Below are 25,053 nucleotides of genomic sequence, written 5' to 3'. Positions count from 1 at the left end.
CGTTCCCGGCTGTCTCATTGCGCAAGCTCTCGGGCCTGCTGCGATCACGGTTGAACGTGCGGCGATGGTAGCGCGAACATGCGGGGCAGCACAAGCGCCGGTTGGTACGCGGAACCGGCTAAATCGCCGTGCGGACCTGAAGCATCAGCCCGCCGTCGGTATGCGCGGCGGTGAGGCCGCGATAGTCGCGGATGTGTGGATATTCGGTCGTGAGCGGGTGCGTATGCGTCGCGGTGATGACCACGACCTCGGCGCCCGCCGATCGGCCGGAGGCGATTCCGGCGGGTGCATCCTCGAAGACGAGACATTGCGTCACCGCGACGCCGAGCCGGCGCGCCGCCGCGATATAGCAATCGGGCGCTGGCTTGCCGCGTGCAATGTCCTCGGCGGTGATGAACAAAGGCGGCGGCACCAGCCCGGCTGCCGCCAGCCGCGCCTCAGCGAGCGGGCGGGTGGCGGAGGTGACGATCGCCCAGCCGTCATGCGGCAAGCGGGCGACGAACTCGGCCGCGCCTTCGATCGCGCGGACGCCGTCGAGATCGGCGAGTTCCTCGCGCGCGATCCAGTCGGCTTCCTGTTGCGGGTCGATGCCGGGGATGTCGAGCCGTCGAATGGTCTCGAGCGTCTGGACGCCGTGGATACGCGGCAGAATCTCGACCGGGTCGAACCCGTGGTGCGTCAGCCAGCGCGACCAGACGCGTTCGGCCGATTCGATCGAGGTCAGCAAGGTGCCGTCCATGTCGAACAGGAGCGCGTCGAAGCGGCGGTCGGCGTAGGGAATGGGGTTCTGGGTCATCGCGCCCGCGTTTCCCGGAAAAGCGCGCGAGATCAAGTGTCGCGCGTTAGCACCGTCGCGACTTGATCGCGGCCGCCGCGCTTCGCGCGTAGCAGAGCAGCGTCGGCGGCTCGCACGAGGCGGTCGGCGGCGCATTGTTCGGGCCAAGTGGCCACGCCGATCGAGGCGGTGACGGGGCCGAGATCGCGGTCATCGTGTCGGACCGCCAGGCTCGCGATGCGCAGGCGGATGTCCTCGGCCCGCGCGCGGGCATCGGCGACGCCGAGCCCGGGCATGAGCAGCAGGAATTCCTCGCCGCCGTAACGGAACGCCAGATCCTCGCTGCGGATCGACCGCTTGAGCGCCTCGCCGACCGCGCGCAGCACCGCATCGCCGGCGTCATGCCCGTGGTTGTCGTTGAAACGCTTGAAATGATCGACGTCGATCATAGCGCAACTGACCGGCGTGTTGGTTCGGGCGGCGTGCGACAGACTCGCCTCGAGCGCCGTGTCGAGCTGTCGGCGGTTCGACAGGCCGGTGAGCGGATCGACCATCGCCATCGCGCGGAGCGCATCGCGCAGCCGCAGATTGTCGAGTGCGAGACCGACGTTCTCGGCGAGCATCTTGAGGTAATTCTCGTCCGGGCCGATCTCCGCCGTATCGGTGCGGCGTTCGAAGTACAGCAGGCCGAGCATGCCGTTCTGGCCGATCAACGGCAGGCAGATGCTGTCGACCAAAATATCGCCATCCTGCGCGACATGGTCGCACGGCACGTCGATATGGTCGCCCGCCGGCCGGTGCTGCCGGCCGCGACGCAGCCCCCAGCAGGCCATCGGTACGAATTCGTCTCGCGAGTGGACCGGGCCGAGCCAGTGCGCCGCGACGGCCATCACGTTGCGCTCCGCGTCGAACAGATAGAAACTGCCGGCCAGCCGCGGCGCGACTTCGGGCGCGAAGCGTTCGATCACGCCGGTGAGATCCTGCACCGTGTCGCAGCGCTGCATCCGCTGCGTCATCCGCGACAGCAGATCGCGCACGGCGCGATCGGCATCGCGCTCCTTCTCCAGCCTTTGCCGGACGATGCCGTTTTCGCGAAAGCCCCGAAGCGCCTGCGCCATGTCGCCGATCTCGTCGACCTGCGGGTATTGCGGCCATTCGGTGGCATAGTCCTGCGCCGCGAGCCGGGTGACGACATCGCTTAGCCGCACCACCGGACGCAGCACGCGCTGACGGAATATGAAGAACAACACGCACAGGAAGACGAAGCCGGTGAGGCCCAGCACGATCTCCGACACCCGCCGCCATGTTTGCGACGCCGTGACGGCGATCTCCACGGCAGCGGCGGTGCGCTGATCGATGCGTTCCTGAAAGCGCTCGACGCTCGACTGGATGCGGTCGAGCTCACGCTCATATTCCGGCGAAAACAGGATCGCGACCGCGCCGTGCTGATCGCCGCGCGCGCGCGCCGCGATCGCCGCCGCCTGTTCGTCGCGCAGCGCGTCGGCCCAGTGCAATGTCTCGTGGAGCGATCGCAATTCTGTGGGGGTCGCGCCGACATCGCGGATCGCGGCGGTGCGCGTCTCGACCGCTTTTAACGATTCTGATTCGCGGCGGTACGCGATCAGATCGGCCTGACTGCCGCTGATCGCGAATTGGCGGGCGAGGCTGCTCAATTGCGCGACATCCTCGTCGATGGTCGACGTCGCTTGGTCGAGATCCGCGCGCTGGCTCATCGCCACGCGCTCACGGTCCTGCGCGGAGGAAGCCAGCAACATCGTGCTGCCCGACGCGAGAGTCAGCAGAACGGTGATGCCGTAAGCCCAGTTGGTGATGGTCGCGAGACGCATGGTCGTTGTATGATCTGTGGATTATGATGAAGCGTTAAGAACAGCGTATATTGACTCTACCGCGCGCCGACGTCCGCCACCGGCAACTCGATAGCGCTGGCTTGTGCCGGCGAATGGATCACGCGGATCGTTGCCTTGCGGTAATCCTGTAGTTTCGCATCGAAGATGTTGGGCACAAAGGTCTGCGGGTTGCGATCGTAGAGCGGGAACCAGCTCGACTGGATTTGCACCATGATGCGGTGACCGGGGAGGAACACGTGGTTCACATTGGGCAATGCGAACCGGTAGCTGAGCGGTGCATTCGGCGTGATCGGCTTGGGATCGGAGACGCTCTCGCGATAGCGGCCGCGCAGGATGTCCATCGCCACCGGCAGTTGATAGCCGCCGAGTTCAGGCTTCTCGAAATATTCGTCCGGGTACACGTCGATCAGCTTGACGACGAAATCCCCGTCGCTGCCGGTGGTGGCAGCGATCAGGTCGGCAACAGGCGCACCGGCGAGGGCGAGCGGGGCATCGAGCGGTGCGGTTTCATAAGTTAGCACGTCAGTGCGGTCGGCGAACGGGCGCTGGTCGTCGACCAGCCATTGTCGCCAGGTCGATCCGGTTGCGTAGGTCGGGCGGATCGGACGCAGCCGATAGGGGATCGGCTTGGCCGGGTCAGACACATAATCGTCCGCACCGTCAGCCGTGGGCGCGGCGAACGAGAGCGCGCCGCCGGCCTGAAGATACAGCTTCCGCGTCGGCGCCGCGCAACCGCTCGCACAGGCGGATGGCCAGCCGGGGAGGCGTTGCCACGTGTTGGTGCCGGTCTGAAACGCGGTGACGGGGGCAATGTCGGCCGGGGTGCCGCCGGTCTTGAGATTGCCGTCCAGGAACGGGATCAGCACATGCTGGCGGAACCACGCGGCCGTATCCGACCCGAAGCGGATCGCGCCGAGGCTGTCGCCGGTGCCGCTCCAGCCGCCATGCGCCCACGGACCCAAAGCGAGATGGTTGACGTGGTTGGGGTCATTCTTGCTGACCGCCTCATAGGCGGCGACCGCGCCGTACATATCCTCCTGATCCCATTGGCTCGCGATCCACAGGGTCGGCACGGTCTGCGGCTGTTTGGGCAGGATCGTCTCGAGCGCCTGCGCCTGCCAGAACGCGTCATAGGCAGGGTGATCGTGGAGATCCTTTACGACCTGAATCTGGTCGAGCCCGCGGCTTTTGACGAAGCCGGTGGCGGAGCCGGCGCGCAGGAAGGTTTCGTAATCGTCGTAAGCATCACGCCACAGATCGTCGCCTTCGCCGCGCGCGGTATCCTGGCTGAAGTAGTAATCATACCCGATTTGGCGGAACGCGCCGCCGTGGAAATCGTCGTCGCCCTTCCAGGTGTTGATGACCGGGTTCATCGGCGCGGCGGCTTTCAGCGCAGGGTGCGGGTGGACCAGCGCCATCGCCGCCATCATCCCGTCATAGCTGGTGCCGATGATGCCGACGCGGCCGTTCGTTTCCTTGACGTTCTTGGTCAGCCACTCGATCGTGTCATAGGCATCGGTCGAATGATCGATCTTGGTGCCGTTGAGCGGGCCGATCAGCGGGCGTTCGTTGACATAGTCGCCCTTCGATCCGTGCTTGCCGCGCACATCCTCGAACGCGAGGATGTAGCCGGCCTTGAGAAACTCGGCGAACGCGGCGCCGACGAGCATCACGCCGTGGCTGCTCTCGACGCGGCTGGTCGCCTTGTCGGCGCCGTAGGGGGTGCGCTCGAGCAGGATCGGTGCGTCACGCGTGCCCATGGGAATAATCAGCACCATGTGCAGCGCGACTCGATCGCGCATCTTCACTTCGACCTCGCGGCGATCGTAATCGAACGTGGCGTGGACCGGCCTGAACTTGGTGGGGATGCCGTTGGGCAGCGTTTGGGCGCTGCCCGTAGTCGCAATCGCCAACGTCGCGCCGGCTATCAGCATCCCTAGAGTTTTCATATGTGTCCTGTCCTGCAACGCGTCCCGACGTGCCACAGCGCGGGCATTTCGCACAGACGTTTTTCGATGTGTCGCAGCCGCTACCAATATATTTGCCGATGCATCTACGGTGCCGGGCTCTTTAATTTATATTGTTGATGCATGTTGCTTTGCCATGCCTTTGGGCAGGTGATCGTAAATAGCGCCGGAATAAATCTATGTTATGCATCTAATGAAGTTCCGACGAAGATCTTCGGAACCGAGGTCAAGGGCGTGTGTTGGTGGCACTTACAAGGAGAATAACATGCGTCATCCAATAATCGCCGCCTTCGTTTTGTCTGCGCTCACCATCCCGGGCATCGTGCAGGCGCAGAGCCCCGCCGCCGCGCCGGGAATGATGAGCCCCGCCGATATTGGTGCGAGCCCGCTGACCGGTACGCCGCCGCAGAGCTATGTCGCCTGGGCGGCGGACGGAGATATGTACGAGATCCAGTCGAGCAAGCTCGCGCTCACCAAAGGCAAGAGCGCGGCGGTGAAAAACCACGCGCGCGAGATGATCGCGGATCATACGATGACGACCAAGACCTTGATGGCGGCACTGCCCAAGACCAGCCCGCGCATCGCCAAGCCCGCAATGACGCTGTCCGCCGACAATGAAGCGATGATCGCACAGCTCAAGCAGGCGCCGGCGGACCAGTTCGACGCGATGTACCTCCAGCAACAGATGGCGGCGCATCAGAAGGCGTGGGCGCTGCACAAGGGCTTTGCCACCGACGGGACCGATCCGGCGCTGCAGCAGGTCGCGACTTCGGCCGTGCCGATCATCGAGAAGCATTTGCAGCACCTCAAGGCGATCGCGGCGGGTGGCATGAGCGGAATGTGACCGTCCGGCGGAGCGGCGGTGACGCCGCTCCGCCGTGGCTTGATCACCGCAGGGTCGGCCGACAACGGCTGGCGCTCCAACGTCGCGAACCGGCGCGATTGAGGCATATCAGGTCGATTGTCGCGATGGATTCCGGTCGAGAAAGCAACTTCGGCGAAATCGGTTCGTTGGGGGTGGCAAGACTGAGAGGATCAATCCCTTGCTTCATAATCTAGATAAAGACGTGCCCACCAGCACGTCGCAGTTCCTGACTGACAGTTTCCAGCGCGGTCTCGCCCGCTGGAACCGTGAACGTCTCCAGCCCGGGTTTCCGAGCGCCGACTGGCAGGGTCAGTTCGACCGCGATAGCCGCATGCTGCGGTTGGAAGGGGCGTTTCTGGAGGAACTCCGTGGCGAAATTCGCGACGAGGCGGCCGCCGCGCCCACCGACGTCGAGGGCTTTATCGCCTGGTTCGAGGAGCTGAAGGCGACCGGGCCGGGGCAGGGCGACCCGCTTTTCCCGTGGCTTGCCGAGCATGCGACGCGCGACGAACTGCGCTGGTTCTTCGAGCAGGAAGCCGCCGGCGAGGCGGGGTTCGACGATCTCGTCGCCTACACGCAGGTCAAGCTGCCGACCGCACCCAAGATGGAGCTCGCCCGCAATTATTGGGACGAGATGGGGCGCGGCAACGCCAAGGGCATGCACGGCCCGATGCTCGACGCGCTCGTCGAGACGCTGGAGGTCAATCCCGTCATCGAGAATACCGTCTGGCAGAGCCTGTCGCTGGCCAATGCGATGACGGCGATGGCGACGACCCGGCGTTACGCGTGGCATTCGGTCGGCGCGCTCGGCGTGATCGAACTGACCGCGCCGGCGCGCGCCGCCTGCGTCGCGCAAGGGTTGCGCCGGATCGGGCTGTCCGATCGCGAGCGCCGCTATTTCCAGCTCCACGCAGTGCTCGACATCAAACATAGCGAGGACTGGAACCGTGAGGCGCTTCGCCCGGCGGTGGCCGAAGACCCGCGCCGCGCGACCGCGATCGCGGAAGGCGCGTTGATCCGGCTGCGCTGCGGCGAGCGCTGCTTCGACCAGTATCGTGTATCGCTGTGGAACGGCGTGGGTCGGGCGCAGGGGTGACAGTCGCATCCGCCGGGGCGGCCGGTCCCGTCGCCACCGGGTCGGAAGACGAGGCGTTGCTGGCGCTGCTGCGACGCCTGGACGAGTATGGCTATACCTTCGTCACGCCGACCCCGCTGACGCACGCCCGCGTGGTCGCGCGTGCTGACAGGAAAGTCGCGCGGTCGGTGCGCGATGTGCTGGGCTGGTCGCTGCCGTTCCGGCGTGGCGAGATCGACGCCGAAGTCGAGGCGCTGCTCGATCGGGCGGGGGTGCTGCACGCGGAGGGCACAATGCTGCGGTCACGCGTTCGTGTCTCGTCGCTTCACAGCCCGTTGTTCCTGCACTCGGCCTATCCGACCAATGATACCGATGCGGTGTTCTTCGGCCCCGACAGTTACCGCTTTGCCGATCTGATCCAGTCGGAGCTGGCACATATGCCGGACGGCAAATCCCTGCGGATGCTCGACATCGGCACCGGCTCGGGGGTCGGGGCTGTCGTTGCTGCGCTTGCGCGGCCGGCTGCGGAGGTTTGCGCCACCGACATCAACCCGCGCGCGCTTCGCTTCGCGCGCATCAACGCCGCCGCCGCCGGGGTGACGATCGACGCACATCAGGCCGCGACGCTCGATCCGCTCGACGGCGTGTTCGACGTCGTCACCGCGAATCCGCCCTATATCATCGATGCCGATAGCCGCCTCTATCGCGACGGCGGCGGCATGCACGGGGCGCAGATTTCGCTCGACATGGCCCGGATGGCGCTCGACCGGCTCGCGCCGGGCGGGCGGATGATCCTGTATACCGGTAGCGCGATCGTCGAGGGCGACGATGCGCTTGAACAGGCGCTAGCCGGCGAAGCCTCGGCGCGCGGTTTCCGCCTCGCCTACCGCGAACTGGACCCCGACGTGTTCGGCGAGGAACTCGACCAGCCCGGCTATGCCGACATCGAACGAATCGCTCTGGTCGCTGCCGTCATCACCCGCCCGGTGTAGATCGCTTCACCCGTTCACGAACGTCCCGCCGCGCCACGATCCGCGCGACCGTCAGATCGGCGGTGACGTTGCCGACGGTGCGGAAGATATCGGGGAAGGTCTCGACCGCGAGCAGCAGCGGGAGGATGCCGATCGGCACGCCCATCGCCAGACAGACTGGGCCGATCGACGCGAAGAAAGACACTTGCGCGGGTAGCCCGACCGCGGCGAGGCTGACCACCGCCGCCACGCAGGCACCCAGCAGCAACACGCCCAGGCTGAGCGGAATGTCGAGCAGGTGCGCGAGATAGATCGCGACGCCGACATTCGCGGCGGCACTCGCCGCGCGGAAGATCGACACCGCCAACGGTAGCACGACGCCAGCCTCTTCCTTGCGAACGCCGAGCGTGTTCGCCGCGTCGATCATCGCGGGCAGCGAGGCGAGCGACGACTGCGTGCTGAGTGCGACCACCTGCGCGGGCAGTGCCGCTCGCGCGAAGGTCAGCGGAGACACCCGCCCCAGCAGCGGACCCGCCACATAGCAGGCCAGCGCGGTGGCGATGCAGGCGACCGCGATGATGACGACGTAATGGCCGAGCGCGCCAACCGCGCCGGCGCCCATCTTCGCACCCACGCCGATCGCCAGCGCGCAGACGCCGATCGGCGCAAGCCACAGAATCCATTGCACGATGACAAGCATCGCCTGAACGATCGCCTTGAACACCATATCGAGATGGCGCTGAAACTCCGGCTCGATCCGCGTGATCGCGAAGCCGAACAGCAACGCGAACACGACCAGAGGCGTCATCGCGGTGTCGCTCGCCGCCTTGATCGGGTTGGTCGGGATGAAGCCGACCAGCCAGTCGCTGGTCGATCCGATCGCGGGCGCAGCCTCGGCGCCGGTGCGCAGTGCGGCCGCGCTGGCGGGAACCGGCCAGAGATCGAGCAACGTGGTCGTCACCACGACGCTAAGCAAGCATGCCGCCAGGAGCAGGATCGCGAACCAGACCAGAGCACGCACGCCGATCCGGCTGCCGTCCGCTTCCTGACCCGCCGCGACAACCCCGGTCACCAGCAGCGAGAACACCAGCGGCACGACCGTCATCGTCAGCGCGTTGAGCCACAACGTGCCGATCGGCTGCGCCGCTTCGGCCACGGCCACGCCCATCGCGGACGTGCCGAGCAACGCGCCCACGCTCAGGCCGAGGATCAGGCCGGCGAGGATCAGGATCGAACGAAGGTTCATGGGCGGGCTCGCGAGGGGCGCGGGAAGGAGTCGCTGCGAGCGGCGCGGCGCGTTAGCGGTGGTCCCGCCGCGCGCCGCGCTGGTCAGAAGGTCGGTTAGCTCCGGACGCCGCGCACCGAGTTCAGCACCGCGATGGCGGCGACGCCAAGCAGCGCTGCACTCGCCCACGGCTTCGCCTTGGCGAAGTTCTTGGCCTTTTCGGTAAACGGCGCGTCGCCCGAGAAATGTTCGCGGAACGCATCGGTGAGTCCGGTCTTGGCGTTGCTGGTCGGGGTCGCGGTTTCGTCGGCCATGAAGTCCTCCTGATGGGAAGCGCGTAAGTGCGCCGGTGTGCAGTGAACGCCCGGATGGCGACTCGGTGCCACCTATTTCGGCAAAGCGTAAGCGATCACATGGTCGCCGAGCTTCGTGCCGAGCGAATTGTGCCCGCCCGCGACGACGACAACGAACTGCCGCCCGCTTGCCGCCGAGCGATACGACATCGGTGTTGCCTGGCCGCCGGCTGGTAGGCGCGCGCGCCACAGCACCTTGCCGGTGCGCGTGTCATAAGCGCGGACGTAATTGTCGATCGCCGCCGCCATGAACGCGACACCGCCCGCCGTGGTGATCGGCCCTCCGAGCGAGGGCACCCCGAGCTTGAACGGCAGCGGCAGGATCGTCTCGTCGCGGATCGTACCGTTCTTGTGCTTCCACACCGTCTTGCCGGTGGTCAGGTCGATGCCGGCGACATAGCCCCACGGCGGCGCCTGACAGGGCAGTCCCGCGAACGACAGGAACGGATTCATATCGACCGCGAACGGCGCCCCGGTGTTGGGGTTATAGCCCTGTTCGTTCGAGCCCTTGCGATCCGATCCGCCGGCGGGGCCGCGTTCGTTCGGGCCGCCAGCATCGTCCTTGCGCGCCACCAGCCGATCGACGAACGCGACGTAATTGGGGTGCGCGAAGATCACCTGCCGCACCGGATCGATCGAGATGCCGCCCCAGTCCATCACCCCGAAATTGCCCGGGAAAACGAGCGAGCCTTTCAGCGACGGCGGCGTGAACGGGCCTTGATAGTCGAGCGACTTGAAGCGGATGCGGCACCAGAGCTGGTCGAGCATCGTCGTGCCCCACATGTCCGTTTCGCGCGCACGCTGCGGCATCAGCGAGACAGCCGAAAAGGGTTGGGTCGGCGAGGTGTGGTCGCCGGGTGCTGCGCCGGCTGGCACGGGACGTTCGGGCGCCGAGAAGATCGGCGCGCCGGTGCGCCGGTCGAGTACGAAGAGATTGCCGGTCTTGGTCGATTGCACCAGCGCGGGCACGGTGCCGCGCCCCGGCAGGGCGAGGTCTACCAGTGCCGGTTGTGCTGGCACGTCCATGTCCCAGAGATCGTGATGGACGGTCTGATAGATCCAGCGCGGTTTGCCGGTGGCGATATCGAGCGCCAGTACAGAGGTCGCGAACTTCTCGGTGGTGGCGGGGCGGTTGCCGCCCCATTGATCGACCGCGCCCATCCCCATCGGCAGATAGACGAGGCCGAGTGCCTCGTCGGCGGCGGGTGTGCTCCAGCTATTCGGCGACGATGGGGTATAGTGTTTGCCGGCGCCGAGCGGGGCGGTGTCGTCGGGATTGCCGGGATCGAAGTTCCACACCAGCCGGCCGGTCGCGGCGTCATAACCACGGATCACACCCGACGGCACTTTGGTTGAGATGTTGTCGAACACCGCGCCGCCGGTGATGACCATCCCGCGCGCGACCAGCGGCGCGGACGTGACCTGATACCAGCCCTGATTGTAGTTGGTCTGCCCGGGCCGCAGGCTGACGGTGCCGTTCCGCCCGAAGCTGTGGCACAGCGCGCCGGTGCGCGGATCGAGCGCGATCAACCGGCTGTCGTTGGTGGCGAGGAAGATGCGTTGCGGGCAATCGGCCGTGCTCGCGCCGGCCTTCGCGCCATCCCAATAGGATACGCCGCGACAGGTGAGGTGCTGCATATTCGTCTTTGACGTCGCGATCTTGGGGTCGAAGCGCCAGCGCTCCTTGCCCGTCTCGGCATCGACCGCGATCACCCAATTGTGCGGCGTACACAGATACACGGTGTCACCGACCTTGATCGGCGTCATTTCATAGGTGGTTTCGGCGGGATCGGTGTCACGCTTGAGGTCGCCGGTCTGCAACTGCCACGCGACCTTGAGGTTGCCGACATTGGCCGGGGTGATCTGCGTGAGCGGCGAGAATTTGTCGCCATACCAGCTTCGCGCATACGCCTGCCAGTCGTCGTCGGGCATGCCGTGGAGGTTCGCCGCCAGTGCGGTGCGCGGCCCCGGCAGCGTGCCGTCGAGATTGTGCAGGTCTCGCGATAGCGAGACACCGCCGAACAGCGCGGCGAGCGCGAGTGTTACCGCCAGCGGCCCGGCACCTCGCAGCCAGGTTGTGCGGGGCGTCAGCCGCTTCACCGTCCACGGCAGCGCGAGCAGCACGCCGAACAGGAAGATCAGGTCGCCGCGCGGCACCAGCGGCCACCAGTCCGCGCCGATTTCCGCCCACGCCCAGATCACCGTGCCGAGCACCAGCGCGGCGAACAGATAGAGCGCCGCCACATGCCGCCGCCACAGCAGCATCGCAGTTGCCAGCAACACGGCCCCCGCGATCGCGTAGAACAGGCTGCCGCGCAGCAGGATCAGCCACACGCCACCGACAAGGTTGAGCACCCCGACCGTTCCGATGAGAACGGCGAGGATGTGCGGCAGCCGGGCAGGGTGGCGGGTGTGGGGCATGAACGGACTCCGCAAGGCAACTCCCGCAATACCCTTGCGGTGGTGTGATGGTTCCGCCGTGGATTTACGTTGGTTCGCGTGGAACACCGGCGGCGGTCTCCTGTTCTTGCGTGCCAGGAGTGGAGCGATGATGGCCGATTTTCCGAAAATCCGTTGTGCGGCAAAACGATACGCGGGCGTGGGCGCGTGAATCTCGCCTTTACCGCATTCGGCCTGGCGGAAATGCTCGGCGAGCAGGATGTCGCCTTTCTGGCGGATGACGAGCAGCAGGCGGAGGCGCTCGCCGCCGCGCTCGGCGCGCTGGTGTCGGATGATCGCGTCGTCTTCATACCGTCGAGCGACGCGCTGCCGGGGGATACTTCGCCGGCATCCCCCGCCAACGCCGGCAGGCGTGTGGCGGCGCTTCGCCGGTTGCGGCACACGCAGCAACAGAAGGCGCGCGCGCATGTCGCGCTGATCCTAAGCGGCGAGGCGGCGGCGCGGCGCTATCCCGCAGCCGAGGCGTTCGATAGCGCACCGCCGGAATTGCGCGCAGGCGATGCGATCGATGCCGAAGCCTTCGCGGCGCTGGCCGAGAGCCTCGGCTATTTCGCTGACGACCGAGTCGATGAACCCGGCGAGATGGCGGTGCGCGAGGCCGTCATCGACATCTACCCCGCCGACGCCGGCCTGCCGGCGCGGATCGACATCGCGGATGGGCGGATCACGCAGATTCGTTCCTACGATCCCGCCACACAGCGCACGGTCGAAGATCTCGACATCGTCGAGATCGGTCGCGCGGCCGAGCCTCCGATCGGGCAGGCGGTGTCGATCCTGTCGCACCTCGCCGCTGGCGCGATCGTGCTGGCGGAGAAGGCGGACCGGCGTCGTGCGCGGTTTCTCCAACTCGCTGCGGATGCCGCGGAACGCAGCGGTGGAGTGGTCGATGCGATCGCAGAGGCGGATTGGGCGGCGGCGCTCGCGGAGTGGAACGCGGTCGAGATCGGTGACGATTTCGAGGCGGTGCCGCGCTTTGCCGAAAAGCGCGGCACGCTCGCGGCGCTCGCCAAATTCGTCGCGCCACTGCGGGACACGCGCGCATTGGTGCTTGCCGGTAGCAAGCGCGACGTGCGGTTTCTGCGCGGCAGGGTCGCCAAGCGACTCGGCATCGACATCGGCGAGGTGGAAAATCTCGTTGATCTTGCCGCACTTGAAGCCGGCGCGGCGGGCGCGATCGTAATGCCGGTCGATGCCGGCTTCGTCGATGCGAAGCGGGTCGTGATCGCCGCCGCTGACATTCTCGGCAGTCGCGCCGTGCTGGGCGATTCTCCGGCATCCGCGTCCGATCGCTGGAGCGGCAGTGTCGGCGAAATCCGTATCGGTGATGTCGTCATCCATGAAGATCATGGCGCGGCGCGGGTCGCCGGACTCGAACCCTCCCCCGAGGCGAGTGGCGCGGGCAGCGAGATGATCGCGCTCGAATATGCCGACGGTGCGCGTCGGCTGGTCGCGATCGACGATGCCGACCGGATCTGGCGCTATGGCGCGGATGCCGATGCGGTCACGCTCGACAAACTCGACGGCTCATCATGGCAGAAGCGGCGCGGTGCCATTCAGGCGGCGGTCGCGGAAAGCGCCAGGCAACTCGCCAAGCTGGCGGCGGCGCGCGCCAAACTCACCGCGCCGGTCATCGAACCCGATCCCGCCGCCTACGAACGCTTCGTCCACGGCTTCCCGTTCAACGAGACTGCCGATCAGGCCCGCGCGATCCATGCCGTGCGCGCCGATCTCGCCAGCGGCAAGCCGATGGACCGGCTCGTCGTCGGCGATGTCGGCTACGGCAAGACCGAGGTCGCGTTGCGGGCAGCGGCGCTGGCGGCGCTCGCCGGCTATCAGGTGATTGTCGCCGCACCGACCACGGTGCTGGTCCGCCAGCATCTCGAAAGCTTCCAACGCCGCTTCGAAGCCTCCGGTGTCACCGTGGCGGGTCTCTCGCGCCTGTCGAGCGCGGCCGAGAAAAAGGCGGTCAAGGCCGGGCTTGCCGACGGGTCGATCGGGGTCGTCGTCGGCACTGGTGCGGTGATGGCCAAGGGCGTGAGCTACGCCAAGCTCGGGCTGGTGGTGATCGACGAGGAGCAGCGCTTCGGTGCGGCCGACAAGGCGCGGCTGCGCGGATCGGGCGAGACGCATCTGCTCGCGCTGACCGCGACGCCGATCCCGCGCACGCTGCAAATGGCGCTGGTTGGGCTCCAGCAGATTTCGGTCATCGCCACGCCGCCGGCGCGGCGTCAGCCGATCCGCACCAGCGTCGATCACTATGACGACGCCCGGCTGCGCACGGCCTTGTTGCGCGAGAAGGGGCGTGGTGGGCAGAGCTTCGTGGTGGTGCCGCGCATCGAGGACATGGCGCCGCTCGCCGAGAAGTTGCGCCGCGCCGCGCCGGACCTCGAACTGGTGCAGGCGCACGGAAAGCTGCCGGCGGCGGAGATTGACGCGGTGATGGTCCGCTTCGCGGCAGGACAGGGCGACATATTGCTCGCGACCAACATCATCGAGGCGGGGTTGGACGTACCGCGCGCCAACACGATGATCGTCTGGCGCGCCGATCGTTTTGGTCTCGCGCAGCTCCACCAATTGCGCGGGCGGGTCGGGCGCGGCAACCGGCGCGGGCAGGTGATCCTGCTCACCAAGGCCGAGGATGCGATCGGCGAACGCACGCTCAAGCGGCTGCGCACGCTCGCCACGTTCGACCGGCTCGGCGCGGGCTTCGAGATCAGCGCGCAGGATCTCGACATGCGCGGTGCGGGTGATCTGCTCGGTGACGATCAGACCGGGCACATGAAAATGATCGGCACCGATCTGTACCAGCATCTGCTTGGCGGCGCGTTGCGCGAGGCGCGCGGCGAGACCGTTGAGCGCTGGACGCCCGAGTTGCATCTCGGCGAGGCCGGCGCGTTCCCCGACAGCTGGATACCCGAACCCGACGTGCGGCTGGCGCTCTACGTCCGTTTCGCGCGGATCGAGGACGATGCCGCGCTCGATGCGTTCGAGGAGGAATTGCTCGATCGCTTCGGGCCGCTACCGCACGCCGCCGCCGCGCTGATGCTGCGCGCCCGAATCCGGCTCGCTGCGCATGCGCTCGGGATCGAGCGGATCGATGCCGGCGCGGCGGCGATTGCGCTCACGCCGAAGCGTGGCTTCGACGCCGATGCGAAGGCGGCGGGGCTCGACGAGAAGAATGGGCGGCTGTTGCTGCGCGAAGCCACCGACGACGACGGCCGTAGCGAGCGCGTTCACACGTTGTTGGAGGATCTCGCGGCTTGAAGCGTGAGCGCGTTGGGGAGCGCCGCGCCCGAGGCGGTGTTGTCGAAGATGACCCAACTTTCCGCCGGCTCGTTGTGTGCGATCTGCGCAGCGAGCGTCCGTAGCTGCTCGTCCGAATAGGGCGAGCGGTAGATCTGTGGGCTGCCATGGAGCCGGTGATAGGCGAGGCCCCGCCAGCCGCCGGGCCGCGCGGCGGCGTCGCACCGCGCCGGGTCCGCCGCCACGCGGGCGATGCGATGTTCGGCGAGCAAGACGTCGGCTTCAGGTGTGAACCAGGACAGGTGTCGCGGCTCGCAGACGGCAGGGGCAGCGACCGTCCTCGCAAGCGTTGCGAAGAAGTCTGCCGCGACGGCGGAGTCGAACTTCAGGCTCGGCGGAAGCTGGACGAGTAAAGGGCCGAGATGATCGCCGAGCGGCGCGATCTGGTCGGCGAAGGCGACCAGCAGCGCCGCGCAATCGAGCAGCCGCGCGCCGTGCGTGATCGTCTTGGGCAGCTTCAGTGCGAAGCGGAAATCGGCCGGAACGCTCGCCGCCCAGCGCGCGTAGGTCGACGCGCGATGTGGCCGGTAGAAACTGCTGTTGATCTCGACTGCGCTCAGCTGCGCGGCATAACGCTCGAGTCCGCTGCCTTCGGCGGGGAAACGATCTCGCGCTGCGGCCGGAATCGACCAACCTGCCGTGCCGATCCGCAATGTCGCTGCACTCACCATGAGAGTCCGTCCGCAATAACTTGCATCATGCTGCAATAAAAAGAAAGTTCCTGTCCCGACGGGAACGAGCAAGCAAAGCCGTGGGTTGCGTGTCTCTAAGGAGGATTACGCACTTGACTCAAGGTAACGCCAGCTCGAACCCGTCGTCCTCAACCTTGCTGATCTGCTTCTCGCACCTGCGATGGGACTTCGTCTTCCAGCGCCCGCAGCACCTGATGACGCGGCTGGCGCGCAACATGGACGTGCTGTTCTGGGAAGAGCCGATCGAGGATGCAGCCGGCGAGGCATGGGTCGATCTGCACGAGGGCGCGCCGGGCGTGACGGTCGCGGTGCCACATCTACCGTGGGGGCTGGAGCCGGGCGACCGCGCCGATGCGCTCCGCCGCTTGCTCGAGTCCCGCACGGCACGCTCGGACGCGAGCATCATCCGCTGGTATTATACGCCGATGATGCTGTCGTTCTCGCGACATATCGATGCGAAGTGCACCGTCTATGATTGCATGGACGAACTCGCCAATTTCCGCTTCGCTCCACCCGAACTGATCCCGCTCGAACAGGAATTGTTCGCCGCCGCCGATCTCGTCTTCACCGGCGGCTACAGCCTCTACGAAGCCAAGCGCGCAAGCCATGCGTCGGTCCACCCGTTCCCGTCGAGCGTCGATGTTGCGCATTTCGCGCGCGCTCGCGAGGTTATGCCGGACGCGACCGATCAGGCCGGGCTGCCCCGGCCGCGTTTCGGCTTCTATGGCGTCATAGACGAGCGTATGAATCTCGGCCTGATTGCCACGCTCGCTGACGCGCGGCCGGATTGGTCGTTCGTCATGCTCGGGCCGGTGGTGAAGGTCGATCCGGCGGAACTGCCGCAACGCCCCAACATCGCTTATCTCGGCGGCAAATCCTATGACGAATTGCCCGGCTACGCCGCCGGCTGGGACGTCGCGCTGATGCCGTTCGCGATCAACGAAGCGACGCGTTTCATCAGCCCGACCAAGACGCCCGAATATCTCGCCGCCGGGCTGCCCGTCGTCTCGACGCCGATCAGGGATGTCATTCGCCATTATGGCGCGATGCCGGGCGTGTTCGTCGCGGATGGTGCGGAGGCGTTTGTCGCAGCGTGCGATCAGGCGCTCGCGCTGCGTCGCTCGGGGGACGCGTGGCGCGCCGAGGCCGATGCTCTGCTCGCCGAGCAGAGCTGGGATCAGGTCGCGGCGCGGATGCTGCGGCTGATCCTCGACATCGCCGAGCCGCGCCGCCCGGTGCTGCAAGCGCTGCCGACGACGCACTACGATTATCTCGTCGTCGGCGCGGGGTTCGCTGGCGCGGTGATGGCCGAACGGCTCGCCGCCGGGTCGGGCAAGCGCGTGCTGGTGATCGACAAGCGCCCGCATGTCGCGGGCAACGCCTATGACCATCACGATGCCGCCGGCATGATGATCCACCAATATGGTCCGCACATCTTCCACACCAACAGCGCCGAGATCGTCGAGTATCTCTCGCGCTTTACGGAGTGGCGGCCCTACGAGCATCGCGTGCTTGCGCAGGTCGGCGACAAGCAGGTGCCGATCCCGATCAACCGCACGACGCTCAACAGCCTGTACGGCCTGTCGCTCAAGGACGACGCGGATACCGCCGCCTTCCTTGCTGCGCGCGCCGAGCCGGTGGCTATGGTGCGCAGTTCGGAGGATGTGGTGGTATCGGCGGTTGGGCGCGAGCTCTACGAGACCTTCTTTCGGGGCTATACGCGCAAGCAATGGGGAATCGACCCGTCCGAGCTCGACAAGAGCGTCACCGCACGCGTGCCGACCCGCACCTCGACCGACGACCGCTACTTCACTGATACGCATCAGGTGATGCCGCGCGACGGTTATACCGCGATGTTCGAGAAGATGCTCGATCACCCCAATATTGATCTCGCGCTGGGTGTCGATTTCGCCGAGGCGAAGGCGCGGTTCGTCTATGACCGGATCGTTTACACCGGGCCGATCGACGAATATTTCGGGTTCCGCTTCGGCAAACTGCCGTACCGCTCGCTTGAATTTCGTCATGTCATCGAGGAGCGCGAATGGGCGCAGTCGGTTGCGGTGGTGAACTATCCAGACGAAGCCGTGCCGCACACGCGCATCACCGAATACAAGCACCTCACCGGCCAGACTGCGCCGCACACTAGCCTGACCTACGAATATCCAAGCGACGAAGGCGATCCTTATTACCCGATCCCGCGCGCGGAGAATCAGGCGCTCTACAAACGCTATGAGGCACTGGCGGCGGTGACGCCCGAGGTGCTGTTCGTCGGCCGGCTCGCGACCTACCGGTACTACAATATGGACCAGGTTGTCGGACAGGCACTGGCCACATATCGCCGGCATGTGGCAGAGCAGGCGATCGGCGAGGCCACATACGCGGCGGTGTCAGCCGAGTGAGCGCGCGTGCCACGTTGCCCTGGATTCAGGTCGCTCCCGATGCGCCCTACTTCATCGACGACGCGGGCGCGCCGTGGCATCCGATCGGCCAGAATGATGCGATCACCTGGCCCGAGCTGGCGCCGCTGTTCCGCAAGCGCGACATGGCGGTGGTCGAGCGGCATCTGCTCATGCTCAGGGATCATGGCGTCACCTGTCTGCGGCTGATGCTCGAATATGCGCAGGTGCGACACCGCTATATCGAGCGTCCGGCCGGGCGTTTCGTGCCGGCGATGGTGCAATATTGGGACGATCTGTTCGCGCTGTGCGAGCGCGTGGGAATGCGCATCCTGCTGACCCCGCTCGACACGTTCTGGACGTGGATCAAGTGGCAGCATCATCCGTGGAACATCGCCAATGGCGGCCCGCTCGACAGCTTCTCGCGCGCACTGCTCGCGCCCGAAGCGCGCGCGGCGCTCAAGGCGCGGCTCGATTTCGCGGTGCGCCGCTGGGGTGGATCGGGCGCGTTGTTCGCATGGGATTTGTGGAACGAGATTCACCCCGCCAATGCCGAGGACAGCGCGGATTGCTTCGACGAGGTGATCCACGATCTCTCGGTCCACGTCCGCGGGCTGGAGGAAGAGCTTTACGGGCGGTCGCACCCGCAGACCGTGTCGGTGTACGGGCCGGAACTGCGCTGGAAGCCGCACCTCAACATGCACGATCCGATCTTCCGCCACCCCGACTTGGATTTCGCGACGATCCACATATACAAGGAGCGCTCGATTGACGACCCGCGCGACACGGTCGCGCCCGCGCTCGCGATGGGAGAGATCGTCCGCGACTGTGTGGCGGAGACCCCGGCTGGGCGGCCCTTCCTCGATACCGAACATGGCCCGATCCACAGCTTCAAGGACCGGCGCATCACCTTGCCGGAGCCGTTCGACGACGAGTATTTCCGCCACATGGCCTGGGCGCATCTCGCGTCGGGCGGGGTCGGCGGCGGCATGCGCTGGCCCAACCGGTCCCCGCATGTGCTGACTCCGGGAATGCGCGTCGCGCAGCGCGGCATGGCGGCGTTCCTGCCGCTTATCGACTGGACGCGGTTCCGGCGATCGAACTGGAACCACAGCGTGAAGGCGCCGGGTTTCCACGCGTTCGCGTGCGGTGACGGCGAACAGGCGATCATCTGGCTGCTCAGGAGGGGGGGCTGCGGCGTAGACGGGCGCATCCGCGCCGATCTCGCCCCACGTCCTGCTGACGTTCGGGTACCGGATATGACGGCCGCATGCGAGGTGATCGAATTCGATACCGCGCGTGGCGAAACGGTCAGAATGCGGATGGTTCCAGCGGATGCGGAAGGGGCCCGTTTCACGTCTGCGCCGATCCACGCCGACCGTGCTTTCGTGTTGCGGCAGGCTGCCGGCTAGATCGCCGTTGCCACAAATCGGCCGTCTTTTGTTCATCTTAACGCAAGAAACCGTTGCAGAAATGTGACAAATTTCGGGGTTGCCGATTAATCGCCGTTGCAGTGCAACAACCAGCGTCGAACCTTGTTTGAGTGGACCTCGGGATACCGGACGCCTTGGCGGACAGCCCGACCTGTCAGATTAATAAGGTCATACAGATGCTGAAACTTAAACTCGCCGCCGCCGCTCTGGCCGTCTTCGCAGCCGCTCCCGCGTTCGCGCAGGATGCATCGTCGACGGCTGCGACCGAAACCGCTCCGACCGCGCCCGATGGCAGCAAGGCCTTCGGGATCGAGCCGTATGTCGGCGTGATGGGCGGCTGGGAACAGTTCGACAACGAGCCGAACCATGGTATTCCGCAGGCGCTGAACGCCAACGGGTCGCTGCGGAACAACTATCGTCTCGCCGGCGCGCTGGTGCAGGGCGTCGCAGGCATCAACGTGCCGCTGGGCCCGGTGTTCGTCGGCGTCGAAGGTAACGTCGCCAAGGGCGTCTCCGGCAACATCAACTGGGAATATGGTGCGGCTGGCCGGTTCGGCGTTCGCGCTGGCGACAGCGGCCTGTTCTACGGCAAGGTCGGCTATCAGTGGATCGATTTCGACCATTATGCGACCTACGTGAGCGGCAATCCCAACGACAAGAGCCATAGCGGCATGACCTACGGCATCGGCACCGAGGTCGGCCCGAAGGACATCGGCCTGAAGGGCATCACCGGCAATGCGGGCTTCCGCATCCGCGCCGAAGTGAACACCTTCGGCGATTTCCACAGCTTCCGTCCGATGCTGGGCGTCATTACGCACTTCTAAGCCTCCCGGTCTTAGACTGCCGTGAAGGGCGGGGAATGGCGACATTCCCCGCCCTTTTCGTGAGCAGACGCTAGAGGCCGATCTTGTCGAGCGCCGCCGCCAGCTCTTCGTCGATCGCCGCGCTGTCCTTGGGCGTAAGCCGGTTGAGCGCGGTCTGGATGCGCTTCTGCGCGACTTGCAGCGCCTTGTGCCTCACATTGCGGATCGTGTTGGTCCGCCCCGATCGGCTTTCGCCGAGAAGGGCCGCCCATTTCGCCTCTTCCGCCGCCAGAATCGCCAGGGCGAGGCGCAGGCCGTCGCGCTGGCCATGTGCGTAATCGTCGGACATCGGCACCTCCAAAAATGCGCGCTGTCATACCGCGTACCGGATCGGCCGTTCGCAGACCACCGTGCGAGGCGTGGGTTACGGCTGGGCTTGGCGTTTCGCAGACTGTAGGGGGCGGCATGACATTCCGCTTCCTCGTGCCGCTGCTGTCCGTGCTGCTGGCGATCGCTCCCGCCGCCGCGCAGGATGTCGATCCGATCCTCGTCGCCACGCGTGCCCTGGATCAGGACGGGCGCGAGTTCGATGCAGTCGATGCCGCCTTCAACGGACATACCGACGCGACCGAGGCGGAATCGCTTCAGGATCGCGCGGATGCGGTGAAGCAGGATAGTGCGCTGCAAGTCGCCACCTTGTCGGCCCAGCTCCAGCTCATCGACGCGCGGGTCGCGCAGCTCGGCCCGGTCACGCCCGGGGTTGTCGAGACCCCGGATATCCAGGCGCAGCGCAAATTGCTCGCGCGCCAGCGTTCGGTTGTCGATTCGGCGATCAAACGCGGCAAGTTGCTCGGCACCGAGGCGGATCAGCTTTCCACCGAGATCAACCGGAGTCGGGCCGAAGCCTTTTCCGAGCGCATGTCGGTGCAGGTCGCCTCTCCGCTGACGCCGGCGTTCTGGGGTTCGCTGTTCCGCTCGCTGCCGCGCGACGGGCGCCGAGTGTCCGCATTCATCGCTGCGGAGACGGACGCGGTCGAAAGCGGCGTGATGCGCGGCGGGCTACTGGCGGGGCTGCTCGGCCTCATCGTCGCGATCGTGCTGATCTGGCCAGTGCGGGTCGTGCTTAGGGCGGCGGGGCGGCGCCACGTGATCGCGCGGGTGCCCGGCAACCGCATCCGCCGGTCGAGCCTCGCGCTGTGGCTCACGCTGGTCGGCACGCTGGTGCCGTGGCTGGCCTCGGTCGCGCTGGTCAGCGGTTTGCGTGCCGGCGGCATGATCGCGCCGACCTGGGACAAGCTGGCATCGAATTTCGAGCAGAGCAGCTTCGTCGCAGCCCTGATCGCGGCGCTCGGCGGCGCGCTGCTCCAGCGCCGCCAGCCCTCGTGGCGGCTGATCGATATCACCGACGAGACTGCCAACCGGCTGCGCCCGTGGACCTTCGCGGCGGCCGCCGTGACGATGCTCAGCTTTCTGCTCACTGCGGCGCGCAGCGGCATTGGCGCGAGCGGCCCGGTGCAGGCCGTGACCGAAGTGTCCGCCGCTGTCCTCTATATCGTGCTCGTGCTCGGTGTCCTGCTGACCGGGGCACGCATGCGCGCGGTTACGGCACGGGCGACGGAAGAGGAGCGCGGCGATCAGTCGATCGTCGCCTTCCTCTCGCTCGCCACCTGGGTGGTGCTGGCGGTATCGGTGGTATCGCTCGCTACCGGCTATGTCGCGTTCGGCTACTTCCTCGCCCGGTTTACGGTCTGGATCGCGGTGGTCGCGGCCGCATTGTACCTGTTGCTGGTCGGCATCGACGACATCTGCTCGACCGTGTTTCGTCGCGACGGCAAACTCGCCGACGCCGTTCATCACGGCTTCGGCGTGCGCCGCAGCCTGATCGACCAGTTCGGCGTGGCCTTGTCCGCGCTGCTCCGCCTGTTGCTGATCCTGCTGGCGATGGGCCTCGTGCTGTTTCCGTTCGGGTCGGACATTCCGACGCTGTTCGGCCAGATCAGCCGGATCGCGCAAGGCATCACGATTGGCCAGGTGACGATCTCGCCGGGCGCGATCCTGCGGGCGCTGGCGGTGCTTGCGGTCGGGATGTTCGTGATACGCGGTATCCAGACATGGCTGACCACGCGCTACCTGCCCGCCACCGAACTCGACGCCGGCGCGCGCAACTCGATCGCGATGGTCGCGCGCTATATCGGGCTGATCCTCGTGGTGTTGTGGTCGCTGGCGTCGCTCGGCATCGGTGTCGAGCGGATCGCGCTGCTGCTCTCGGCGCTGTCGGTCGGCATCGGTTTCGGCTTGCAGGCGATTACGCAGAATTTCGTCTCGGGGCTGATCCTGCTCGCCGAGCGGCCGGTCAAGATCGGCGACTGGGTGCGGATCGGCGATCAGGAGGGCGACGTGAAACGGATCAGCGTGCGCGCCACCGAAATCCAGATCGCCGACCGCTCGACGCTGATCGTGCCGAATTCGGAGCTGATCACCAAGTCGATCGTCAACAAGACGCTGTCCGATCCGATCGGGCGCATCCAGTTGCAATTCTCCGTGCCGATGGGCACCGACATCGCACAGGTCCGCGCGATGCTGATGGCGATCTACGACGCGCAGGTCGCGGTGCTGGATGATCCCAAGCCGGTGCTGTTCATCGACTCGCTTCTCGATGGCCGGATCAATTTCAACAGCTTCGCGTATGTGAATTCGCCGCGCGCGGTCTATCCGACCCGCAGCGACATCTGGTTCGAACTGCTGACGAAGCTGCCCGGGGCCGGTATCGAGCTGGGCACCACGCCGCAGCAGGTGCAGTGGATCGGCGCGCAGCCGACCGGTGCGCAGGGCGTCGTCGGCGGCGAAGGCGGGGCGGGCGCCGCGTAAGCGTCGTCCCCACTTCATCGTTGGCACGCGGCGCGGATTGGCGCACATCCGTGCTCATGCCAAAGGGCGACGGAGCGGAGAGATAGATGCGGATGGGACCGTTGGCGCTGATCGCCGTCTTGTTCGTTGGTTTCGGTTCGGCCCGAGCCGATGACATCCACATCGCGCCGCCCTATCGGGATGCGCCCGAGATGGCGGCTCACCCGGGGCAGCCCAAGGGAACGCTGCATAGCTTCATCATGACGTCGCGCGAAAGCCGGATCTATCCCGGCATCCGTCAGCTCGACAATGAGACCACGCGGAGGCGTGACCCATCCGGCAACCGCCTCGCAGCGCCGGGGCAGCTACAGTCCGAGCCCGCGCCATACCGGCGCGAGGTGTTCGTTTATATTCCCGCCGGCTATCGGCCGCGTACGAAGGCGCCGCTGCTGGTGGTGCAGGACGGGCGCGACTATACCGCGCGCGTCGCGGCCGCGCTCGACAGCCTGATCGCGCAGCGCCGCGTGCCGGCGATGGTGGCGGTGATGATCCAGTCCGGCGGTGGCGACGCACAAGGCTCCGAGCGCGGGCTGGAATATGACACCGTCTCGGACCGGTATGCGCGCTTCGTCCAGACCGAGGTGTTGCCGCGCGTCGAGCAACTCTACGAGCTCCGCTTCACCGACGATCCCAAAGGCCGTGCGGCGATGGGCGGCAGTTCAGGCGCGGCGGCCGCTTTCACGATGGCGTGGTTTCATCCCGAATGGTTCGGCAACGTGTTGTCCTATTCGGGAACGTTCGTGAATCAGGCATCGCCTGCCGATCCCGCGACACCGCACGGCGCTTGGGACTATCACGACCAGCTCATCGCCGCGACACCGGCAAAACCGATCCGCATCTGGATGGAGGTGGGCGAGCGCGACCTCCATTGGCAAGACCCGGAAACCACCTACCACAATTGGCCGATGGCCAATGATCGCATGGCGGCGGCGCTCCGGGCCAAACATTATGACTATCGCTACGTGACCGCCGCTGGGGCGGGGCATGTCGATGGCGATGTCATCGCACAGACCTTGCCCGGCGCGCTCGAATGGCTGTGGCGCGATTACCCGCGCTGAGGATCACGCGCCACCGCCACGTCGATCGCGGCGGGTGCGACCTTCGCCACGACGGGCGTGCAGGCCAGCACTTCGCCGTCGATCGAAATGCGCTGCGGCGGCTGGGTGGTGATGCGGAAACACTTGCCACGAAAATCCCGGCTGCACGCATCCCGATCCCGCAGCTTGAAGAATTTGGCGAACCAATCCTGCGCCAGCGCCAGCTTGCTCGTCCCCACAACAGCCTGAATCAACAGGTCGCGCGACACGACGCCGCCCGTGTCCGAAAGCTCCACGCCGCCGTGGTGCGTGCCGTTGAGGATACGCACCTCGGTCGCCCACAGCCGATGCGTCTGCGATCCGTCGTCCAGTTCGAGCCGGAACGCCTTGAAACTCACCGCCGATTTGAGCGCCCAGGCAAGATAGCCGGCACGCCCGGCGTACTTCTTGAGTGTATCGGGCACCGTCTCGCCGATCATCGTCGGCAGGCCGATCGATGCGCCGTTCACGAAATAGTCCTGGTCGATCATGCCGAGATCGACACGCTTTCTGCGGCCGTTTGCGAGCACGTGTACCGCCGCTTCGAGGTCGAGCGGCAAGTCGAGCGACCGCGCAAAGCTGTTCGCAGTGCCGAGCGGCAGGATGCCGAACACACAGTCCTTGCCGACCAGTTCGTCGACCACGCCCGCCAGCGTCCCGTCACCGCCACCGACGATCGCCATCGGCGTGCCCTCCGCCACCGCCGCACGGGCGACGGCGGCGAGGTCCTTCGGATTGTCGACGGCGTGTGCCGCGAGGAGAGTGATGCCCGCCGCCGCCAGCTTGGTACGCGCGGCATCGTAGAGATCCTGCCCTTTGCGCGAATGCGTGTTGACGATCAGTGTGGCCTCGCGCGGCAGCGGTTTTGTTTCCATGCTGCAACA

Annotated in this window: 18 protein-coding genes; 9 read left to right on the top strand and 9 right to left on the bottom strand. The window is 66.2% G+C overall.

Annotated features, from left to right (window positions below):
- Nucleotides 1-118: 118 nt before the first annotated feature.
- From J0A91_RS23185 to J0A91_RS23175, 3 genes are read right to left on the bottom strand one after another with little or no spacing between them, the layout of a single operon-like run.
- Nucleotides 119-796 carry an HAD-IA family hydrolase gene (locus J0A91_RS23185; protein ID WP_069207605.1) on the bottom strand — a complete coding sequence of 226 codons (678 nt, stop codon included), beginning with the start codon at nucleotides 794-796 and terminating at the stop codon, nucleotides 119-121.
- 32 nt (nucleotides 797-828) lie between these two features.
- Nucleotides 829-2,622: a diguanylate cyclase gene (locus J0A91_RS23180; protein ID WP_069206869.1), complete on the bottom strand. Its 1,794-nt coding sequence runs from the start codon at nucleotides 2,620-2,622 to the stop codon at nucleotides 829-831.
- A gap of 56 nt (nucleotides 2,623-2,678) precedes the next feature.
- Nucleotides 2,679-4,592 (bottom strand): CocE/NonD family hydrolase, encoded by a 1,914-nt coding sequence (locus J0A91_RS23175; protein ID WP_069206868.1) that lies wholly within the window; start codon nucleotides 4,590-4,592, stop codon nucleotides 2,679-2,681.
- A gap of 283 nt (nucleotides 4,593-4,875) precedes the next feature.
- Between J0A91_RS23175 and J0A91_RS23170 the strand changes: the two genes are divergently transcribed.
- The 3 genes from J0A91_RS23170 to J0A91_RS23160 all read left to right on the top strand — a co-directional run bounded on the left by J0A91_RS23170 (nucleotide 4,876) and on the right by J0A91_RS23160 (nucleotide 7,542).
- Nucleotides 4,876-5,454 (top strand): DUF4142 domain-containing protein, encoded by a 579-nt coding sequence (locus J0A91_RS23170; RefSeq protein WP_069206867.1) that lies wholly within the window; start codon nucleotides 4,876-4,878, stop codon nucleotides 5,452-5,454.
- A gap of 223 nt (nucleotides 5,455-5,677) precedes the next feature.
- Nucleotides 5,678-6,571, top strand: a complete 894-nt coding sequence (locus J0A91_RS23165) for an iron-containing redox enzyme family protein (RefSeq protein WP_420852806.1) — start codon at nucleotides 5,678-5,680, stop codon at nucleotides 6,569-6,571.
- On the top strand, nucleotides 6,568-7,542 hold the full coding sequence (locus J0A91_RS23160; protein ID WP_069206865.1) for a methyltransferase: 975 nt from the start codon (nucleotides 6,568-6,570) through the stop codon (nucleotides 7,540-7,542). Before J0A91_RS23165 ends, J0A91_RS23160 begins: the two co-directional genes overlap by 4 nt.
- Here the strand turns inward: J0A91_RS23160 and J0A91_RS23155 are convergent.
- The 3 genes from J0A91_RS23155 to J0A91_RS23145 all read right to left on the bottom strand — a co-directional run bounded on the left by J0A91_RS23155 (nucleotide 7,526) and on the right by J0A91_RS23145 (nucleotide 11,520).
- A complete protein-coding gene (locus J0A91_RS23155; protein WP_069206864.1) occupies nucleotides 7,526-8,767 on the bottom strand; it encodes a dicarboxylate/amino acid:cation symporter in 1,242 nt (413 codons plus the stop codon). The two genes, J0A91_RS23160 and J0A91_RS23155, sit on opposite strands and share 17 nt — an antisense overlap.
- A gap of 95 nt (nucleotides 8,768-8,862) precedes the next feature.
- The gene (locus tag J0A91_RS23150) at nucleotides 8,863-9,060 is read right to left on the bottom strand and encodes a hypothetical protein (RefSeq protein WP_069206863.1); all 198 of its coding nucleotides are present in this window, start codon (nucleotides 9,058-9,060) and stop codon (nucleotides 8,863-8,865) included.
- A gap of 72 nt (nucleotides 9,061-9,132) precedes the next feature.
- Nucleotides 9,133-11,520 carry a membrane-bound PQQ-dependent dehydrogenase, glucose/quinate/shikimate family gene (locus J0A91_RS23145; protein WP_069206862.1) on the bottom strand — a complete coding sequence of 796 codons (2,388 nt, stop codon included), beginning with the start codon at nucleotides 11,518-11,520 and terminating at the stop codon, nucleotides 9,133-9,135.
- 186 nt (nucleotides 11,521-11,706) lie between these two features.
- On the opposite strand from J0A91_RS23145, the gene J0A91_RS23140 reads away from it, so the two are divergent.
- Nucleotides 11,707-14,823 (top strand): helicase-related protein, encoded by a 3,117-nt coding sequence (locus tag J0A91_RS23140; RefSeq protein ID WP_069207604.1) that lies wholly within the window; start codon nucleotides 11,707-11,709, stop codon nucleotides 14,821-14,823.
- Here the strand turns inward: J0A91_RS23140 and J0A91_RS23135 are convergent.
- Nucleotides 14,793-15,530, bottom strand: a complete 738-nt coding sequence (locus J0A91_RS23135; protein WP_240502135.1) for a DUF72 domain-containing protein — start codon at nucleotides 15,528-15,530, stop codon at nucleotides 14,793-14,795. The genes J0A91_RS23140 and J0A91_RS23135 overlap by 31 nt on opposite strands.
- 116 nt (nucleotides 15,531-15,646) lie before the next feature.
- On the opposite strand from J0A91_RS23135, the gene glf reads away from it, so the two are divergent.
- The 3 genes from glf to J0A91_RS23120 all read left to right on the top strand — a co-directional run bounded on the left by glf (nucleotide 15,647) and on the right by J0A91_RS23120 (nucleotide 20,207).
- Entirely contained in the window at nucleotides 15,647-17,953 is a 2,307-nt protein-coding gene (glf, locus tag J0A91_RS23130; RefSeq protein ID WP_069206860.1) for a UDP-galactopyranose mutase, read from the top strand.
- Complete coding sequence (locus J0A91_RS23125; protein ID WP_069206859.1) at nucleotides 17,950-19,362, top strand: glycoside hydrolase 5 family protein; 1,413 nt, start codon at nucleotides 17,950-17,952, stop codon at nucleotides 19,360-19,362. The genes glf and J0A91_RS23125 overlap by 4 nt, the downstream gene beginning before the upstream one ends.
- A 197-nt stretch (nucleotides 19,363-19,559) precedes the next feature.
- The gene (locus J0A91_RS23120; protein ID WP_069206858.1) at nucleotides 19,560-20,207 is read left to right on the top strand and encodes an outer membrane protein; all 648 of its coding nucleotides are present in this window, start codon (nucleotides 19,560-19,562) and stop codon (nucleotides 20,205-20,207) included.
- A 70-nt stretch (nucleotides 20,208-20,277) separates the two neighbouring features.
- Here J0A91_RS23120 and J0A91_RS23115 read toward each other — a convergent pair whose 3' ends face one another.
- The gene (locus tag J0A91_RS23115) at nucleotides 20,278-20,535 is read right to left on the bottom strand and encodes a hypothetical protein (protein WP_069206857.1); all 258 of its coding nucleotides are present in this window, start codon (nucleotides 20,533-20,535) and stop codon (nucleotides 20,278-20,280) included.
- Between the two features lie 116 nt (nucleotides 20,536-20,651).
- On the opposite strand from J0A91_RS23115, the gene J0A91_RS23110 reads away from it, so the two are divergent.
- Nucleotides 20,652-23,054, top strand: a complete 2,403-nt coding sequence (locus J0A91_RS23110) for a DUF3772 domain-containing protein (protein ID WP_069206856.1) — start codon at nucleotides 20,652-20,654, stop codon at nucleotides 23,052-23,054.
- Nucleotides 23,055-23,140: 86 nt separating this feature from the next.
- The gene (locus tag J0A91_RS23105; RefSeq protein ID WP_083224876.1) at nucleotides 23,141-24,151 is read left to right on the top strand and encodes an alpha/beta hydrolase; all 1,011 of its coding nucleotides are present in this window, start codon (nucleotides 23,141-23,143) and stop codon (nucleotides 24,149-24,151) included.
- Here J0A91_RS23105 and J0A91_RS23100 read toward each other — a convergent pair.
- The gene (locus J0A91_RS23100; RefSeq protein WP_069206854.1) at nucleotides 24,139-25,044 is read right to left on the bottom strand and encodes a diacylglycerol/lipid kinase family protein; all 906 of its coding nucleotides are present in this window, start codon (nucleotides 25,042-25,044) and stop codon (nucleotides 24,139-24,141) included. The genes J0A91_RS23105 and J0A91_RS23100 overlap by 13 nt on opposite strands.
- Nucleotides 25,045-25,053 lie beyond the last annotated feature (9 nt).

Origin of the sequence: Sphingomonas panacis (assembly GCF_001717955.1) — a bacterium.
Lineage (GTDB): Bacteria > Pseudomonadota > Alphaproteobacteria > Sphingomonadales > Sphingomonadaceae > Sphingomonas > Sphingomonas panacis.
This window is presented reverse-complemented; position numbering and strand designations above follow the sequence as displayed.